Consider the following 16,185-nt stretch of genomic DNA (forward strand, 5'->3'; position numbering starts at 1 on the left):
GCAGTAACGTTTCTCACCATGGCCGGGTATGAATGGATCAGCCTCACCACCGACTACGGAACGTTCGACGGCTTCGTCGCGGCGTGTCACGGGTCGATCGCGAAGGTCGCGCCTCAGGCGCGCGTCATCGACATCACGCACCACGTCCCGCCGGCCGACGTGGCCCGCGGCGCCGCCGTGCTGGCCCAGACGGCGCCCCACCTGCCGCCCAGCGTGCACGTCGCCGTGGTCGACCCGGGCGTGGGCACGGCCCGCCGCGGCGTCGTCCTCGCCACCCCCCACGGCCTGCTCGTCGGACCCGACAACGGCCTGCTCATCTGGGCCGCCGAAGCGCTCGGGGGCATCGAGGCGGCCCACGAGATCAGCGTGAAGGAAGAGGTCTCGAGCACGTTCCACGGCCGTGACGTCTTCGCCCCGGCCGCCGCCCGGCTCGCCGTGGGCGCCTCGCTGTCCGACACCGGCCCCGAGATCGACAAGGGCACCCTCGTCCGCCTGCCCGATCCCGTCGTCACTGTGGGCGACGGCTGGCTCGAGGCGGAAGTACTCACCGTCGACCGGTTCGGCAACGTGCAGCTGGCCGCGACCGGCGAGACGCTGCGCGGCCTGGGGGCCGACCTGGTGATCAACGGCACGGTCAACGCCCGCCGCGGCGCCACCTTCGCCGACGTGGGCAAGGGCGACCTGCTGGTGTTCGAGGACTCGGCCGGCCACGTCGCGATCGCCGTCAACAACGGCCGCGCCGTCGTCGTCCTCTCGGTGACTCCGGGCGACATCGTCAAGGTGTCCGTCCGGCAATGACCGGCCCCGGGCGCCATCGTCAAGGTCTCCGTCCGGCAATGACCGGCCCCGGCCGTCCGGCAATGACCGGCCCCGTCAGGCGGTGACGCGCACCCGGTCGCGCGCCGCGCCGTAGACCCGAGCCCCGGCCAGCCGCCACAGAACACGGGCGGCAACCGGCAGCTCGGCCAGGAAGCGCTTCTTCTCCACGGGTGTGGCCTCCTCCAGAATCGCGCCCAGGAAGACCAGCGCCATCTTGCCCGGCGGAATCGACTCCTTGCCGCGTTCCCCGACCGCTCGCCACTCGGCCGGCGTCAGGTGCTGCTCGATGATCGGCAGGATCTCGCGTTCCTCGTCGGCCAGGTGCTCGTCCAGCGCCACCGAGGCCTGGGCGATCACCTCGGCCAGGGCGTCGCGGTCCTCGGCGGCCGCCGACGCCCGCCAGCGCGGCAGCAGCTCGTCGATCCGGGCCAGCGGCTCGTGCAGCCGCTCGTGCTGCGCCTCCATCCGGTTGACCAGATCGGTGTGCGGGCGGGCCCGGTCGAGCAGCAGCGGCCAGACCATCTCGTCCTCGGTCGTGTGATGGTGGTGCAGCCCGGCGGCCACGTTGGCCAGGTGCTCGCCGAGCACATCGGCGCGGGCGGTGTCGCCCGGCGGGACGGCCCGCACGAGCGCGGGCATGATGCGGAACTCGCGCCGGAAGACCCGGTGCACCAGCACCATGTCCCAGGTGTCGGTGTGCGTGGTTGTCATGAACGCACACTCGCAAGGTCGACTTGCAGACTGCTTGCAGGCGGTCTGCACTCCTATGCTCGGACCCGTGCTGATCGGCAAGGTGCTCGGGGCCACCGAGATCGAGGTGGACGGCGTCGTGGCCGACCTGGGCGGGCCGTTGCCGCGCCGGCTCGTCACGGCGTTGCTGGCCGCCGAGGGCCGGCCCGTCAGCGAGGGTGCTCTGGCCGAGGCGATCTGGGGCGGCGAAGCTCCCGCCCAACCCGGCAATTCCCTGCAGGCGTACGTGTCCCGCCTGCGACGAGCCGTGGGCCGGAGAGCACTGGAACGGGCCGGCGACGGCTACCGGCTCACGGTCGACGACACCGACGCCGCCCGGTTCGCCACCGACGTACGCCGGGGCCGTGACCTTCTCAATCAGGAGCGCCCGGCCGAGGCTCTGCGGAGTCTGGACACCGCTTTGGGACGGTGGCGGGGTGACGCGTACGCGGATCTGCCGGACACCCCGGCCCGCACCCGCCTCGACGAGCTGCGGGCGGTGGCGGTCGAGGAAAGGCTGGCGGCCCGGCTGGCCGGCGGCGACGCCCCGGGCGCGACCGGCGAGCTGGAGGCGGCGACCCACGACCAGCCCTACCGCGAGCGCCGGTGGGAGTTGCTGATCCTGGCGCTCTACCGCAGCGGGCGGCAGGCCGACGCGCTGGCCGCCCTGCGACGCGTCCGGGAAAGACTCGCCGACGATCTCGGGATCGACCCCGGGCCGGCGCTGCAATCCCTGGAGAGCCGCCTGCTCGCCCAGGATCCGGGTCTGCTGCTGACGGCAAGGCCAATTCCCGCGGTACGCCCGCTGTCGCACTTCTTCGGCCGGAGCACCGAACTGGCCGCACTGACCCAACTCACCTCCCCCGAGCCCTCGGCGGGACCCGGCGCCGCCGACGGCTGTTTCCGTGCCGGTCGCCTGGTCACGTTGGTCGGGCCGGGTGGCGCGGGGAAGACCCGGCTGGCGATCGAGCACGCGGCCGGGCAGGACTCGTGGTTCGCGCGGCTGGCCGACGTCACCGACCCAGCGCTCGTGACGGCCGCCGTCGCCGCGGCGATGGGTGTCCGTGGTGGCAGTGCGGAAGCGATCGCGACCGCTCTGGGTGACGCCGACGGGCTCCTGTTGCTCGACAATTGCGAGCACGTCGTGGCGGCCGCGGCCGAGATCGCTTTCGATCTGCTCAGCCGGTGCCCGCGGCTGCGGGTGCTGGCCACCAGCCGCGAGCCGCTGGGGGTGGACGGTGAGCGGCTGCTGCCGGTGGCGCCACTGCCCGCGGCCGACGCGGTCGCACTGCTCACGGACCGGATCACCGCGGTCCGGCCGGGCTGGCGGCCCAGCGCGGCCGAGGCTCGGACTCTGACCGGTCTGGCCGCGGCGCTCGACGGCATCCCGCTCGCGCTCGAACTGGCGGCGGCCCGCGCCCGGGTGCTCGGCCTGGCCGATCTGCTCGAGATGTTGCGCGACCGGTTCCCGCAGCTCGGCCCGGCGCCGCGGGGCGCCCTGACGCCGCACGAGACGCTGGAGGCCGCCGTGGCCTGGAGCGTCGACCTGCTCGGCCCGGCCGACCGAGCCCTGCTGCTGCGCCTGTGGCCGTACGAGGGCGGTTTTCCGCTGTCCGCCGTCGAGGACGATCTGGACGTTCTGTCGGCGCTGGTGGCCCGCTCCGTGGTGGTGGCCGACACGACGGTCTCGCCGGCGCGCTACCGCCTGCTCGAGATCGTGCGGGCGTACTGCCGTAAGCACGACTCCGACCCCGCGAGCAGCCTGGAGCGTCACGCGGCCTGGGTGCGGGGTCTGGTCGAGCATCAGGCGCCGCTGCTGCGGGGTGAGCATTCGGCCCACGCCATCCGGGTGCTCAACCGCGAACTGCCCAACCTGCGGGCCGGCATCGGGCACGACCTGGCCGTCCGGCCGGCTGCGGCGCTGCGCACGGCGGGGCTGCTGGAGTGGTTCTGGTTCCGGGGTGGGCTCGCCGCCGAGGGCCTGCCTCTGTTGCGCGCGGCACTGGCGGCGGTGCCGGACGCGCCCGCCACCGATCGGGCCCGAGCCCACATCAGCATGTCGATGCTGCGCTACATGATCGGCGACCTAGACGCGACCGACGATCTCTACGCCGGCCTGGAGCTGTTGCGCGATCACCGGGACCACGAGGGCGAGATCCTGGCCGCGCAGGCCGCCTACTACGAGTCGTTGTACTGGACGTTCCGCGGCGATTTCGAGGGCGGCGTCGAGCCGGCGCGGCGGTCGATGGCGCACGCGCGGCGCATCGGCGAGGAGTGGATCGTGCCGGCGGCCTCGATGTCGCTGGGCGCCGCCCTGTCCGGCTCGGGCCGGCTGGCCGAGGGGCGGCGCGTGCTGGCCGAGGCCGGCGAGAGGGCGGTCGCCCTGAAGCAGATGTGGACGGCCGCCATGAGCGACCTGCTGCTGGCCCGAGCTCTGCTGCTGGACGACGACGCAGGCGACGCAGGTGGCGGCAAGGACGAACCGAGGCGGATTGCGCGGGCGGCTGAGGCACTGGCCGTCCTGCGGCGGTCGCTGGCCCGCTTCGGGGAGGAGGACGACGTCGGCAACGTGCTCGGCGGACTGCACACCGCGGCCTACGCCCTGGCCCGTACGGGAAGGAAGCGGGACGCCGCCGCCATGCTCACGGCCGTCCGGCGCCTGGCCGCCCGCCGCGGCCTCGACCCGGACACCGCGGACCCGGTCCGCACCGCCGCCCTGGCCACGCTTCTGAGCGAATCCGACATGGCGTCCGCCGCGAACGTGGCCGCCGGAGTGGACGAGGCCGGGATGATGTCGTTTCTCGAGCCCTCACCGGGGCAGGATTGAGGCATGCCCGAGGGCGATACCGTCTGGAACACCGCGCGCGTGCTGGAGAAGGCCCTCCAGGGCGACGTGCTGACCGGCTCCGACTTCCGCGTGCCCCAGCTGGCCACGGCCGACCTGAGCGGCTGGACGGTCGCCGAGTCGGCCAGCCGCGGCAAGCACCTGCTGCTGCGCCTGACCCGCGACGGCGAGAAGCCGCTCACTCTCCACTCGCACCTGCGCATGGAGGGCGCCTGGCGGGCGTACGCCCCGGGCGAACGCTGGACCGGCCGGCCCGCGTACCTCATCCGGGTGGTGCTGCGCACGCGGCGCTCGGTCGCCGTCGGCTATCACCTGCACGAGCTCGCGCTCTATCCGACGGCCGAGGAGGAGCAGCACGTCGGCCATCTCGGCCCCGACCTGCTGGGCGCGGACTGGGACGTGGACGAGGCCGTACGCCGCATCGCCGAGCAGCCGGAGCGGACGATCGCCGAGGCCCTGCTCGACCAGCGCAACCTGGCCGGCGTGGGCAACCTCTACAAGGCCGAGACGCTTTTCCTGCGCGGGGTGTGGCCGTGGACGCCGGTGGCTCAGGTGGCCGATCTGCCCGGCACCGTGCGGCTGGCGCAGAAGCTGGTGGCCTCGAATCGCGGCCGGTGGACCCAGACGACGACCGGCTCGCTGCGGCGCGGTCAGACGAGCTATGTGTACGGCCGTCGCGCGCAGCCCTGTCGCCGGTGCGGCGCCGCGATCCAGAAGGACGAAAAGGGCGAACGCATCACCTACTGGTGTCCGAGATGCCAGCCCCGCCCGGAAGAACCTAAGCCGGACGCTTGAGCTCCGAGAGCCCCTCGGCCACGCCGCGCAACTTGTCGGTGGCGTCGACCAGGCTGGCGAAGGCCGGATGCTTGCCGTCGGTGACCGGGTGCCCGTCCTCGGCGACGTAGCTGGCGGCCGCCGCGACCAGTCGCTCGTACGCCCCGACGCCCTCGGTGAACTGCTCGGCCAGCAGGCCGTGCGACTCGGTGAGGCCGGCCCGCTGCTCGGGCGGGCTGAGCGGCAGCGCCCGTTCGACGCTGGCCACCCGCTGACCCAGATCGCGCAGCCATTCCTCGGCCACTGCGGCCTCGAGCATGGCGCCTTCACCGGGACCGGTGAGCCGACCCGACAAAGCGGTCAAAGTGGACGATGCCGCATCGAGTCTGTCCCACGCCTGAGTGATGGCCGAGCCGCGCAGCGCGTACCGGTTCTTCTGCCGGCGCACCTCGTTCATCATCGTGCGGCCGGCCGGGAAACGCTCGAGCGCCGCGGTCAGCTTCGCACCGGCGATGGCGGGCGGGGGTGGCGGCGGAGCCGGCTGGGCGGCCAGCTCACGGTGATCGCTGAAGCGCCACCAGGCCAGCGCGATCGACGCCCCGGCCGAGCCGGCCCAGATCGCGTCGGCCCAGCCGATGCCCTGATAGGGAGTGAGGACGGCGGTGGCCGCGGCCAGTCCGCCTCCCAGCACGCTCCACCGTCGCGCACCGCTGCGCAGACGCTTGAGCCGCCGGAAGTATCTGGTCCGCTCGTCCACCGTCGTCCTCCCTGAGGTGTGTCAGCCGGCGGCCGTCGTGTCGCCGCGCTTCTGGTTCATGCTGGCGCGGATCTCGTCGAGCCGGGCCACGCTGGCCGGGTCGGACGCCGGCGCACCGGACTGCTCGACCGCGGGCTGGGTGGGGGCGGCGCCGAGCTTGTCGCCGGCCATGCTGGCCCGGATCTGCTCGAGCCGGGACGAGCCGGCCAGGTCGAGGCTGGACTTCTGCACCTCGAGCATGCGGCCCTCGACCGAGTTGGACGCCAGCTCGGCGCGGCCCATGGCGTTGGCGTAGCGCTGCTCGATCTTGTCGCGCACCTCGTCCAGCGAGGGCGTGTTGCCCGGCGCGGCCAGCGAGGACATCGACTCGAGCGACTTGGCCACGGTCTCCTGCATCTTGGCCTGCTCGAGCTGGCTCAGCAGGCGCGAGCGCTCGGCGATGCGCTGCTGGAGCACCATGGCGTTGTTCTCGACCGCCTTGCGGGCCTGGCCCGCCGCCGAGAGCGCCTGGTCGTGCAGCGTCTTCAGGTCTTCCATCGACTGCTCGCCCGAGACCAGCTGGGTGGCCAGCGTCTGCGCGGTCGACTCGTACTTCTGGGCCTCGGCCTCGTCACCGCCGGCGCGCGCCCGATCGGCCAGGACGAGCGCCTGCCGGGCCATGCCCTGCAGCTTCTCGACCTCTTCCATCTGACGGGACAGCTTCATCTCCAGCTGACGCTGGTTGCCGATCACCGCCGCGGCCTGCTGCACGAGGGCCTGGTGCTGGCGCTGCGCGTCCTCGATGGCCTGCTGGATCTGAACCTTGGGGTCGGCGTACTCGTCGATCTTCGCGCCGAAGAGCGCCATCATGTAACGCCAGCCCTTGACGAACGGATTCGCCATTTCGCGGTATCCCCTCAATGTCGCTCTATCGGGTCCGCCACCGACGCAGATCGAGGAGCTGTCGCGATGGCGAGTCACCAGTTGTGTCATGCCATCGTGTCAGCTCGACGCCACCGACGTCACGTGACCTCGGGGGGATCTCAGGGTGACCCCCACGCTACGAGGCTACGCGCTCCTCCGGCTCGGGGTCGATCCCGAGGGAGCCACCCCGAGGAGTCACAGCAATCCCACAGTCCCCGGACAGAAATCGGGCCGCGCCCGCTCGTGGAAGCGGACCCGGCCCGGGCAGTTGATCTTTGTTTTATGCGGCGTAGACGACGTCGCGCTGCGGCTTGCGCGTCGCGTGCAGCGTCGCCTTGAGCGGCGATTCACGGCGGACCGAGACGGAGACGTCCCCGTCGGTCGCCTTGCTCTCATCGACCGGCACGAGCACACCCTCCATGCCCTCGGCGAGCGACAGCGTGCTGCTGACCTCGCTGAGGAGTTCGGAGAGGCGGGCACCGAGAGCGTCACAGATGGCGGCGAGCAGCTCGCTGGACGCTTCCTTCTGGCCGCGCTCGATCTCGGACAGGTAACCCAGGCTGACATTCGCGGCGGTGGACACCTCGCGCAGCGTGCGGTGCTGCCCCTGCCGGCGCGCCCTTAGTGCGTCGCCGATGACCCGGCGTAGCAGGACCATGGCACCTCCTCCTGCGGCGGGGCCGCCGGCATACGCCGGAGGCTTCCCGCAACCGTACCCGCTGCCGGCCGGACCGACATACCGCCCCGCCGAATTCCGGGGCGGCCCGACAACGGGGCTTTCGTACAACCATTGCGGTCAGAGGGACATTCCCCAGCTCACACGGCTGCGGAAGCGTCCTGGAGACATTCTGAGAGCAGGACTAGCGCGCTCGTCACACTTTCAGTGCGGATCGCCTCGCGATTTCCCTCGAGCCGGAGCTCGCGCACCCGGCTGCCGGCCGGACCGGCGACCGCCACGTAGACGAGCCCCACCGGCTTGCCGTCCTGCGGTTCGGGCCCGGCCACACCTGTCGTCGCCACACCCCAGTCGGCGCCGCAACGCTCGCGGGCGCCCTGGGCCAGGGCCACGGCGACATCAGGGTCGATCGGCCCGCGCTCGTCGAGCAGGTCTTGCGGCACGCCGGCCAGCGTGTGCTTGAGCTCGGTGGCGTAGACGACGAAGCCGCCCCGGTAATTCGCGCTGACCCCCGGGATCTCGACCACTGTCGCGGCGACCAGGCCGCCGGTCAGTGACTCGGCGGTGGCGAACGTCTCGTGCCGGTCGACCAGGCGGTGCACGGCCGCAGCGGCTGCGTTGTCGGGACCCACCAGGACGAATTTACTCTTCGGAGCGGGCCGCCCGCCGGGCATCCCGGCGCAGCCGCAACGCTTCGACCACATAGTCCACACCGGTCACGACCGTCACGATCGTGGCCGCGCCCATCAGCACCACACCGACCACGTCGAACGGCTCGGGCACGGGCCACAGGTACCAGGCGATGGCCGCGATCTGCAGCACCGTCTTGAGTTTGCCGCCGCGGCTGGCCGGGATGATGCCGTACCGGATCACCCAGAACCGCAGGCCGGTGATCCCCCACTCGCGTACGAGAATGAGAACCGTGACCCACCAGGGCAGCCGGTCGTAGACAGAGAGCAGCACCAGCGCCGTGCCGGTCAGGGCCTTGTCGGCGATCGGGTCGGCCACCTTGCCGAACGAGGTGACCAGCGACCAGCGCCGGGCGATCCAGCCGTCCACGAAGTCGGTCGCCGAGGCCACGCAGAACACCAGGCAGGTGACGATGCGGGCGCCGGTGCCGGTGAGCTGCGACGAGACCACCAGGGCGAGGAACACCGGGACCAGCACGATGCGCACCACGGTCAGAACGTTCGCCATGTTGTACGGCGACACTGTTCGTGGCGCGGTCACCGGGACCGGCTCGTCGGTCACCGCGGGGACACCGGCGCCGCGGAGATCATCGCGACCGGCACGGCCACCAGGTCGACGCCCTCGGTGGCGGTGACCCTGGCCCGGACGAAGTCGCCGGGGCGCAGCGCGGCCAGATCGGCACCGGCGTCGCCGGCCACCAGCGTGGTGGAGCCGTCGACCTCGGGCGCCTGATGCTCGGCGCGACCCTCGACCTCGCCCCGCTCGACCGTGTCGACCAGCACCTCGACGATCGAGCCGAGCCTTTCCTCGGCCCGCTGGGCGCAGAGCTCGTCGGCCAGCGTGACGATCCGGTCGTACCGGCGCTTGATCGTGTCTTCCTTGACCTTCTTGTCGAGGCCGGCCGCCTCGGTGCCGTCCTCGTCGCTGTAGTCGAAGACGCCGATCGCGTCGAGCCGCGCCTCGGACAGGAAGCGCACCAGCTCGTCGACGTCCTGCTTGGTCTCGCCGGGGAAGCCGACGATGAAGTTGCTGCGGGCGCCGGCCGCGGGGGCCAGCTTGCGCGCGGAATCGAGCAGGTCGAGGAAGCGGTCGGTGGAGCCGAAGCGCCGCATGCGCCGCAGCACCGGCTCGCTCGAGTGCTGGAACGAGAGGTCGAAGTAGGGCGCGACACCGGGGGTGTTCGCGATCGCCTCGATCAGCCCCGGGCGGGTCTCGGCGGGCTGCAGGTAGCTGGCCCGCACCCGCACGATGCCGTCGACGGCGGCCAGCTGGGGCAGCAGCTTCTCGAGGGCCCGGGGGTCGCCCAGGTCTTTCCCGTACGAGGTGCTGTTCTCACTGACGAGAACGAGCTCACGGACGCCGGAGCGGGCCAGCCATTCCGCCTCGGCCAGCAACTCTTGCGGATCACGCGACACGAACGCCCCGCGGAAGGCCGGGATGGCACAGAACGCGCACTTGCGGTCGCACCCGCTGGCCAGCTTCAGGCTGGCGACCGGCCCGTTCTCGAGCCGGCGGCGCAGCACCGGGCGCAGGTGGGCCGGGGTGTGCTCGTCGACCGTGGCGTGGCCGGGGATGACGACCTTGGCCGCCTGGCGCTGCACCGGCGTGATCGGCAGCAGCTCGCGCCGGTCGCGCGGGGTGTGGGCGTCGAACTTCTCGCCCGCCATCACGCCGTCGAGCCGGGCCGCGATGTCGGTGTAGTCGTCGAAGCTGACCACCGCGGACGCCTCGGGCAGGCTGTCGGCGAGCTCTTTGCCGTAGCGCTCGGCCATGCAGCCGGCCGCGACGACCTTGGCGCCGGTGTCGGCCGCGGCGAGCAGCGTCTCGATCGAGTCCTGCTTCGCCTTCTCGACGAAGCCGCAGGTGTTGACGACCACCACGTCGGCCCCGGAGGCATCGGTGCTGACCTGCCAGCCGCCCGCGTCGAGGCGGGCGGCGAGCTCTTCCGAGTCGACCTCGTTACGGGCACAGCCGAGGGTGAGAAGGGCGACACGACGGGAGGAAGGAGTTACCGACACCCGACCAGGTTAGCCGGGTTCTGTGCCCGGCTGGACCGCGCACTGATCCGACCGGCGGTCAGGACCGTATCCCAGGACGCCATGCAGACTCTGAAGAAGCCCACGCCGCACGCCGAAGCCCTGCTCATCGCCGCGCTGGTCGTGATCGCGATCCTCGCCCGCTGGGTCGGCTTCCACGAGAAGACCACCGACATGCGGATCTTCTTCTCGTGGTACCACCAGCTGGGGCAGAACGGCAGCTGGCGCAGCCTGGGGGCCGAGGTCGGCAACTACAACGCGCCGTTTCTCTACCTGCTGGCGTTCACCCACCTGCTGCCCGGGCCGCTCCTGCTGAAGATCAAGGCGATGTGGGTGATCTTCGACGTCGTTCTGGCGTTCTTCGCGTACCGGATCGTCGCGCTGCGGTGGCCGGGCAGCCGCCTGCCGATGGCCACGGCGTTGATCGTGGTGCTGCTTCCGACAGTCGTGCTCAACGCGTCGTTCTGGGGGCAGATCGACGCGATGTGGGCGGCGCCGGCCCTGGGTGGCCTCTACTACCTGCTGCGGGACAAGCCGTGGTGGGGGGTGGCGCTGTGCGGAGTCGCGGTGGCCATGAAGCCGCAGGGGATCTTCATCTTCCCGCTGCTGCTGCTCCTCGCGCTGGGCGGCAAGATTCCCTGGCGTACGTTGCTGGCCGCTCCCGCCGCGTATCTGGTGCTCGACCTGCCGGCCATCATTGCCGGGCGGAACCCGATCGAGCTGCTGACGATCTACAGCATGGACCGGCAGGCCCGGAACGTGCCGGAACTCAGCCTGCGGGCGCCGAACGTGTTCGCCCTGATGCCCGGCGGGCCGCGCGAGGACACCCTGCGTACGTTGGGTTATCTGTTCGCCGCCGCGGTGGTGATCGGGGTCATCTACGTGCTGATCGCCCGCCAGGTCGAGCTGACCCGGGAGCGTGTGGTGCTGGCGGCCGCCCTGTTCTCGATCCTCATGCCGTTCCTGCTGCCCGGCATGCACGAGCGCTACTTCTTCCTGGCCGATGTGCTGACCGTGGTGCTGGTGATGTTCCTGCCCCGGCTCTGGTTCGTGCCGCTGCTAGTGCAGGCCGCGTCACTGCTCTCGTACCAGCCGTACCTGTTCGGAAGGGTTGTCGCCGTTCTGCCGACGATCGCCGCGCTGCTGATGCTGGCCGCGCTGATCGTCGTCGGCCACCACCTGCTGCGGGAAGCGTTCCGCCGCGATCCGCTCGAGGAGGAGCTGGAACTGCTTACTCGTCCACCTTCAGAGCGGCCAGCGCCTCTTCCAGCTCGTCGGGCTTGACGAGTACGTCGCGGGCCTTGCTGCCCTCGGACGGGCCCACGATGCCGCGGGTCTCCATCAGGTCCATCAGGCGGCCGGCCTTGGCGAAGCCCACCCGCAGCTTGCGCTGCAGCATCGACGTCGAGCCGAACTGACTGGTCACGACCAGCTCGATGGCCTGGATCAGCAGCGCCAGGTCGTCGCCGATCTCCTCGTCGATCTGCTTCTTCTTGCTCTGCGGGACCTCGGTGACGTCCTCGCGGAACTCCGGCTCGCGCTGGTCCTTGCAGAACTTGACGACCGCGGCGATCTCTTTCTCGTCGACCCAGGCGCCCTGGATGCGCACCGGCTTCGAGGCGCCCATCGGCAGGAACAGGCCGTCGCCGCGGCCGAGCAGCTTCTCGGCGCCCGGCTGGTCGAGGATGACCCGGCTGTCGGCCAGCGAGGACGTCGCGAAGGCGAGCCGGGACGGCACGTTCGCCTTGATCAGACCGGTCACCACGTCGACCGACGGGCGCTGGGTGGCCAGCACCAGGTGGATGCCGGCCGCGCGGGCCAGCTGGGTGATGCGTACGACGGAATCCTCGACGTCGCGCGGCGCCACCATCATCAGGTCGGCCAGCTCGTCGATGATCACCAGCAGGTACGGGTACGGCTTCATGACCCGCTCGCTGCCCGGGGGCGCGGTGATCTCGCCGTTGCGGACCTTGCGGTTGAAGTCGTCGATGTGGCGCACGCCGTTGGCCGCGAGGTCGTCGTAGCGCATGTCCATCTCGCGCACGACCCACTCGAGGGCGTCCGCCGCCTTCTTGGGATTCGTGATGATCGGCGTGACGAGGTGCGGGATTCCCTCGTACGCGGTCATCTCGACGCGCTTCGGGTCGACGAGCAGCAAGCGGACCTCGTCCGGCGTGGACCTGGTCAGCAGCGACACGAGCAGCGAGTTCAGGCACGAGCTCTTGCCGGCGCCGGTGGCCCCCGCGATCAGGATGTGCGGCATCTTGGCCAGGTTGGCCACGACGAAGCCGCCCTCGATGTCCTTGCCCAGCGCGACCAGCATCGGGTGGTGGTCGGCGGTGGAGGCCCGCGAGCGCAGCACGTCACCCAGGGCCACGTTCTCGGGGTCGGTGTTGGGGATCTCGACGCCGACCGCGCTCTTGCCCGGGATCGGGCTCAGGATGCGCACGTCGGGCGACTTCACCGCGTACGCGATGTTGCGCGACAGCTGCGTGATGCGCTCGACCTTGGTGCCCGGCCCGATCTCGACCTCGTACCGGGTGACCGTCGGCCCCCGGGTGAAGCCGGTGACCTCGGCGTCGACGTTGAACTGGTCGAACACGCCGGTCAGGGCGGCCATGATCTCGTCGTTGGCCCGGCTGCGGGACTTCGGCGGCGCGCCCTGGCCCAGCAGCGAGGGCGGCGGCAGACGGTAGTCGCCCGGCACCGAGCTGATCTCGAGCTGCTCGGCCCGGGTCGGCAGCGGTTCCGAGTGGTCGGGCGGCGCGGGCGCCGGGGCCGGCTTCTTGCGGCTGGCCGGCACCTTGGGCACGGCCACCGTGTCGTGCAGCAGGAAGTCGTCCTCGTCGGCGGCCGGCTCGTCGTCGGGGGCCAGGCCGATGTCGGCCAGCGAGCCCTGCCGGCGGCGGGACGGGCGGCGCTTCTTGGCCGGTTCCTCGCCGGCGGCGTCCTCGTCGTCCCCGTCCAGCTCGGGCAGGGGCAGCGGGGCCCGGTCGGTCGAGCGGCCCAGCAGCACGTCGACCAGCAGGAGGATCCGCTCGGGGATCTTGTTGATCGGGGTGGCCGTGATCACCAGCAGGCCGAAGACGAACAGCAGCACCAGCAGCGGCACGGCGACCCAGGCCGTGACCGCCCGCTCGAGCAGCGCGCCGAAGGCGTACCCGAGCAGGCCACCCGCGTTGTCGAGCGAGCCCTCGCCGGTCGGGCGCTGCGAGATGTGCAGCAGGGCGGCGGTGGAGATGACGATGGCCGTCCAGCCGACCAGGGTGCGGCCGCGGTGCTCCGGGTCGGCCGGCTTGCGCATCAGGCGTACGGCGCCGTAGAGCAGCAGCAGCGGGAGCAGCACGGCCAGCCCGCCCAGGAACAGGTGGGTGGAGTCGGCCAGCCATTGCCCGACCGGGCCGGCGCTGCCGAACCACACCGCGACCCCGACCAGGATGGCCAGGCCCAGCAGCAGCAGGCCGGCGCCGTCACGGCGGTGCTCGGGATCGATCTCTTTGGCCGTGGCGGCCTGCCGGCCGACGCCGCGGGCGGCCCAGCCGACGCTGTGGGCCAGGCCCATCCACAGGGCGCCGAGACCGCGACCGACACCGGTGGCGACCGCCGAACCCATGGACGGCCGCGTGCGGGCGGCCGAGCGGGCCCGAGTCGCCGGCTTTCGCGCCGCGGGCTTACGAGCGGGTTGGCGTGCCGGCTGACGGGCACGGTTGGTCGCGGAGCCGCGCGTCGACGCGGCGCGGCCCCGGCTCGCCGGAGAGGTGCGGCCCGCCATGGTCACACCGTAACGCCGCGATGCTCATGAATCCGGTAGGCGCACCGACCTAGGATCGGCAGGGTGCAGGCCTTCACCAAAGAAATGATCACGGACGTACTCGACGCGCGCGAGTTCAAGTACTTCGAGGACGCCGACGGGGACATCGGCGGCAACTTCCAGGGCAACCTCATCTACTTCTTCCGCATCGGCCAGCAGCAGGAGGTGCTGCAGGTCCGCGCGATGGTGCAGCACCTCTTCGGGATCGACGACGTCCCGCGGCTCTACGAGTTCTGCAACAGCTGGAACCACGACCAGCTCTTCCCCAAGGCGTACGTGCACGTCAACGACGACGGGACGGTGCTGGTGGTCGGCGAGGTGATCGCCGACTGGGAGCGCGGCGTCGAGCCCGAGCAGCTCGACCAGGTGATGATCGCCGCCATCGCGACCAGCGTGCAGCTCGCCAACGAGGTCGCCGAGCTGCGTCAGAGCAGCTGAGACGCAGCGATGCCGGGGAGCCGCAGGCTCCCCGGCATCGTCCGATGCGCTGACGCCACCTAGGCAGGGTTGGTGGCGGGGCGCGTCACGGGGTGCTGAACCCCAGGTTGTACGCGCCGCTGCCCGAGGTGGCGACGACGACGTACCGGTAGGTGCCGGAGCGGCCGTTGAAGCTCAGCTCCTTGTCGCCCGCGCCGGTGGCGCTGGCGACCGTGCGGAAACCGCGGTTGGTCAGCCGCTGCAGGAAGAGGTCGAAGTCGGCCCCGTCGGCGGCGGTCAGGCAGGCGGTCTGGGCGCCGGCGTTGGACCGGAAGGCACCGCCGTTGGGCTGGGCCTGGGCGGTGCGGGCCCGGGGCAGGTTGCCCTCGCGCTGCACGGCCTGGTCGGCGCAGGCGCCGGCCGACTCGGCGGGCGGTGCGGCGCCCTCCTCGGCGGGCGGCTGAGCCGCGCCGCCGCCACTGGTCACCAGCGTCAGATCCTCGGCGGCCAGGATCTCGTTGACCGGCTGGAAGAACGTCTCGCCGCCGACCGTGCAGTCGCCGGAACCGCCCGAGGTCATGCCCTGGGCCTGGTCGCCGCTGAGCCACGGGCCGCCGGAGTCGCCGCCCTCGGCGCAGACGTTGGTGCGGGTCAGACCGGTGACCGCGCCCTCCGGGTAGACCACGGTCTGGTTCTTGGCCAGGATCGTGCCGCAGAACGTGCCGGTGGTGGAGCCGGAGCGGCAGACCGCGGCGCCGACCGGCGCCTCCGTGTTGCCGGCCACCGGCAGCTCGTTGCCCCGGAAGTCGTTGACCACCGCGCGCGGCGTCCAGTCGCCGTTGACCTCGACGAAGCCCATGTCGGCGTCGCCCGGGAAGGTCGAGGCGCGGACCGTGCCCTGGGCCTGCTGGTTGAAGCCGGTGGTCGTGGAGCCGACCCCGCCGCAGTGCCCGGCCGTGACGAAGCCGCCCTCGACCGAGAAGCCGATGGAGCAGCGGGCCGTGCCGCCGTCGACCCGGATGAAGTACGGGTCGGCGCCGCGCACGTCGAACAGCGGCTTGGGCGAGGCCGTGCTGGTCACGACCGACACCGCGTCGCCGGCGACACCGGCGGTGCGAGCCAGCTTCTTGGCCGCCGTCACCTTGCCCGGCTTGGCTACCACGACCAGCTTGTTGGTCTTGACGTCGACGTACCAGCCGGTCACGCCGGCCGCCTCGGAGCGGACCGCGTCCACCTTCTCCTTGGCCGCCACCAGCGTCTGCTCGCTGCGCTCGACCAGCACCGGCTCGGCGCCGGCGGCCCGGACCGCCTTCTCGGCGCCGGGGTCGGTCACGGCGACCTTCAGGGTGTTGCCGTCGGTCGCGAGCCAGGCGCCGCCGAAGTCGGCGCCGGTCTGCGCGGACAGCTTGGCGCTCACGCCGCTGGCCCACTTCGACCGCTGCAGGCGAGCCGTCGCCTGATCGCCGTCCAGACCGAGGTCACGCTTCATCGCCGCCAGGATCTGGGGCGAGACGCCACCGGCCTTGGGCTTGGCAGTCGTGCTCGACGGCGTGGTGCCGGCCATGGACGGCAGGGTGAACGCCACTGCCGCACCCGCCGCCGCCACGACCGCCGCCGCCACGGCGATCCGTCTGCGCTGCATCTTTCGGTACTCCCCTCGACACGGGTGCCGTGGGGGCGGCACCGTGCCCAGAAGTACGGGAAGAACCAGCGAAAGGTTTAAATGAG

At 71.6% G+C, this 16,185-nt stretch carries 14 protein-coding genes; 5 read left to right on the top strand and 9 right to left on the bottom strand.

Annotated features, from left to right (window positions below; genetic code table 11):
• Positions 1 to 18: 18 nt before the first annotated feature.
• Positions 19 to 798, top strand: a complete 780-nt coding sequence (locus tag OWR29_RS44815; protein ID WP_267569766.1) for an SAM hydrolase/SAM-dependent halogenase family protein — start codon at positions 19 to 21, stop codon at positions 796 to 798.
• Between the two features lie 75 nt (positions 799 to 873).
• Here the strand turns inward: OWR29_RS44815 and OWR29_RS44820 are convergent, their stop codons facing one another.
• A complete protein-coding gene (locus OWR29_RS44820) occupies positions 874 to 1,530 on the bottom strand; it encodes a hemerythrin domain-containing protein (protein WP_267569767.1) in 657 nt (218 codons plus the stop codon).
• A 67-nt stretch (positions 1,531 to 1,597) separates the two neighbouring features.
• Here OWR29_RS44820 and OWR29_RS44825 point away from each other — a divergent pair, with 67 nt between their 5' ends.
• Together OWR29_RS44825 and OWR29_RS44830 are read left to right on the top strand one after the other, a co-directional pair.
• Positions 1,598 to 4,375, top strand: a complete 2,778-nt coding sequence (locus OWR29_RS44825) for an AfsR/SARP family transcriptional regulator (RefSeq protein ID WP_267569769.1) — start codon at positions 1,598 to 1,600, stop codon at positions 4,373 to 4,375.
• Positions 4,376 to 4,378: 3 nt separating this feature from the next.
• Entirely contained in the window at positions 4,379 to 5,188 is an 810-nt protein-coding gene (locus OWR29_RS44830; RefSeq protein WP_267569770.1) for a DNA-formamidopyrimidine glycosylase family protein, read from the top strand.
• On the opposite strand, the gene pspM is transcribed toward OWR29_RS44830, so the two are convergent.
• From pspM to rimO, 6 genes are all read right to left on the bottom strand, one after another.
• On the bottom strand, positions 5,172 to 5,924 hold the full coding sequence (gene pspM, locus OWR29_RS44835) for a phage shock envelope stress response protein PspM (RefSeq protein ID WP_267569772.1): 753 nt from the start codon (positions 5,922 to 5,924) through the stop codon (positions 5,172 to 5,174). The genes OWR29_RS44830 and pspM overlap by 17 nt on opposite strands.
• 21 nt (positions 5,925 to 5,945) lie before the next feature.
• Positions 5,946 to 6,806 (bottom strand): PspA/IM30 family protein, encoded by an 861-nt coding sequence (locus OWR29_RS44840; protein WP_267569774.1) that lies wholly within the window; start codon positions 6,804 to 6,806, stop codon positions 5,946 to 5,948.
• Positions 6,807 to 7,107: 301 nt separating this feature from the next.
• Positions 7,108 to 7,485 (bottom strand): helix-turn-helix domain-containing protein, encoded by a 378-nt coding sequence (locus OWR29_RS44845; protein WP_267569776.1) that lies wholly within the window; start codon positions 7,483 to 7,485, stop codon positions 7,108 to 7,110.
• 158 nt (positions 7,486 to 7,643) lie between these two features.
• Complete coding sequence (locus OWR29_RS44850; RefSeq protein ID WP_438872738.1) at positions 7,644 to 8,177, bottom strand: CinA family protein; 534 nt, start codon at positions 8,175 to 8,177, stop codon at positions 7,644 to 7,646.
• Positions 8,146 to 8,700 (bottom strand): CDP-diacylglycerol--glycerol-3-phosphate 3-phosphatidyltransferase, encoded by a 555-nt coding sequence (gene pgsA / locus OWR29_RS44855; RefSeq protein WP_267569876.1) that lies wholly within the window; start codon positions 8,698 to 8,700, stop codon positions 8,146 to 8,148. Before pgsA ends, OWR29_RS44850 begins: the two co-directional genes overlap by 32 nt.
• A gap of 50 nt (positions 8,701 to 8,750) precedes the next feature.
• The gene (rimO, locus tag OWR29_RS44860) at positions 8,751 to 10,211 is read right to left on the bottom strand and encodes a 30S ribosomal protein S12 methylthiotransferase RimO (RefSeq protein ID WP_267569778.1); all 1,461 of its coding nucleotides are present in this window, start codon (positions 10,209 to 10,211) and stop codon (positions 8,751 to 8,753) included.
• An 81-nt stretch (positions 10,212 to 10,292) separates the two neighbouring features.
• On the opposite strand from rimO, the gene OWR29_RS44865 reads away from it, so the two are divergent.
• Positions 10,293 to 11,513 carry a glycosyltransferase 87 family protein gene (locus OWR29_RS44865; RefSeq protein ID WP_267569780.1) on the top strand — a complete coding sequence of 407 codons (1,221 nt, stop codon included), beginning with the start codon at positions 10,293 to 10,295 and terminating at the stop codon, positions 11,511 to 11,513.
• On the opposite strand, the gene OWR29_RS44870 is transcribed toward OWR29_RS44865, so the two are convergent.
• Entirely contained in the window at positions 11,461 to 14,001 is a 2,541-nt protein-coding gene (locus tag OWR29_RS44870) for a DNA translocase FtsK (RefSeq protein WP_267569781.1), read from the bottom strand. The two genes, OWR29_RS44865 and OWR29_RS44870, sit on opposite strands and share 53 nt — an antisense overlap.
• A 63-nt stretch (positions 14,002 to 14,064) precedes the next feature.
• On the opposite strand from OWR29_RS44870, the gene OWR29_RS44875 reads away from it, so the two are divergent.
• Positions 14,065 to 14,478, top strand: a complete 414-nt coding sequence (locus OWR29_RS44875) for a YbjN domain-containing protein (RefSeq protein ID WP_267569782.1) — start codon at positions 14,065 to 14,067, stop codon at positions 14,476 to 14,478.
• A gap of 85 nt (positions 14,479 to 14,563) precedes the next feature.
• On the opposite strand, the gene OWR29_RS44880 is transcribed toward OWR29_RS44875, so the two are convergent.
• Positions 14,564 to 16,099 carry a S1 family peptidase gene (locus tag OWR29_RS44880; RefSeq protein WP_267569783.1) on the bottom strand — a complete coding sequence of 512 codons (1,536 nt, stop codon included), beginning with the start codon at positions 16,097 to 16,099 and terminating at the stop codon, positions 14,564 to 14,566.
• Positions 16,100 to 16,185 lie beyond the last annotated feature (86 nt).

The organism is Paractinoplanes pyxinae (assembly GCF_026626335.1).
Lineage (GTDB): Bacteria > Actinomycetota > Actinomycetes > Mycobacteriales > Micromonosporaceae > Actinoplanes > Actinoplanes pyxinae.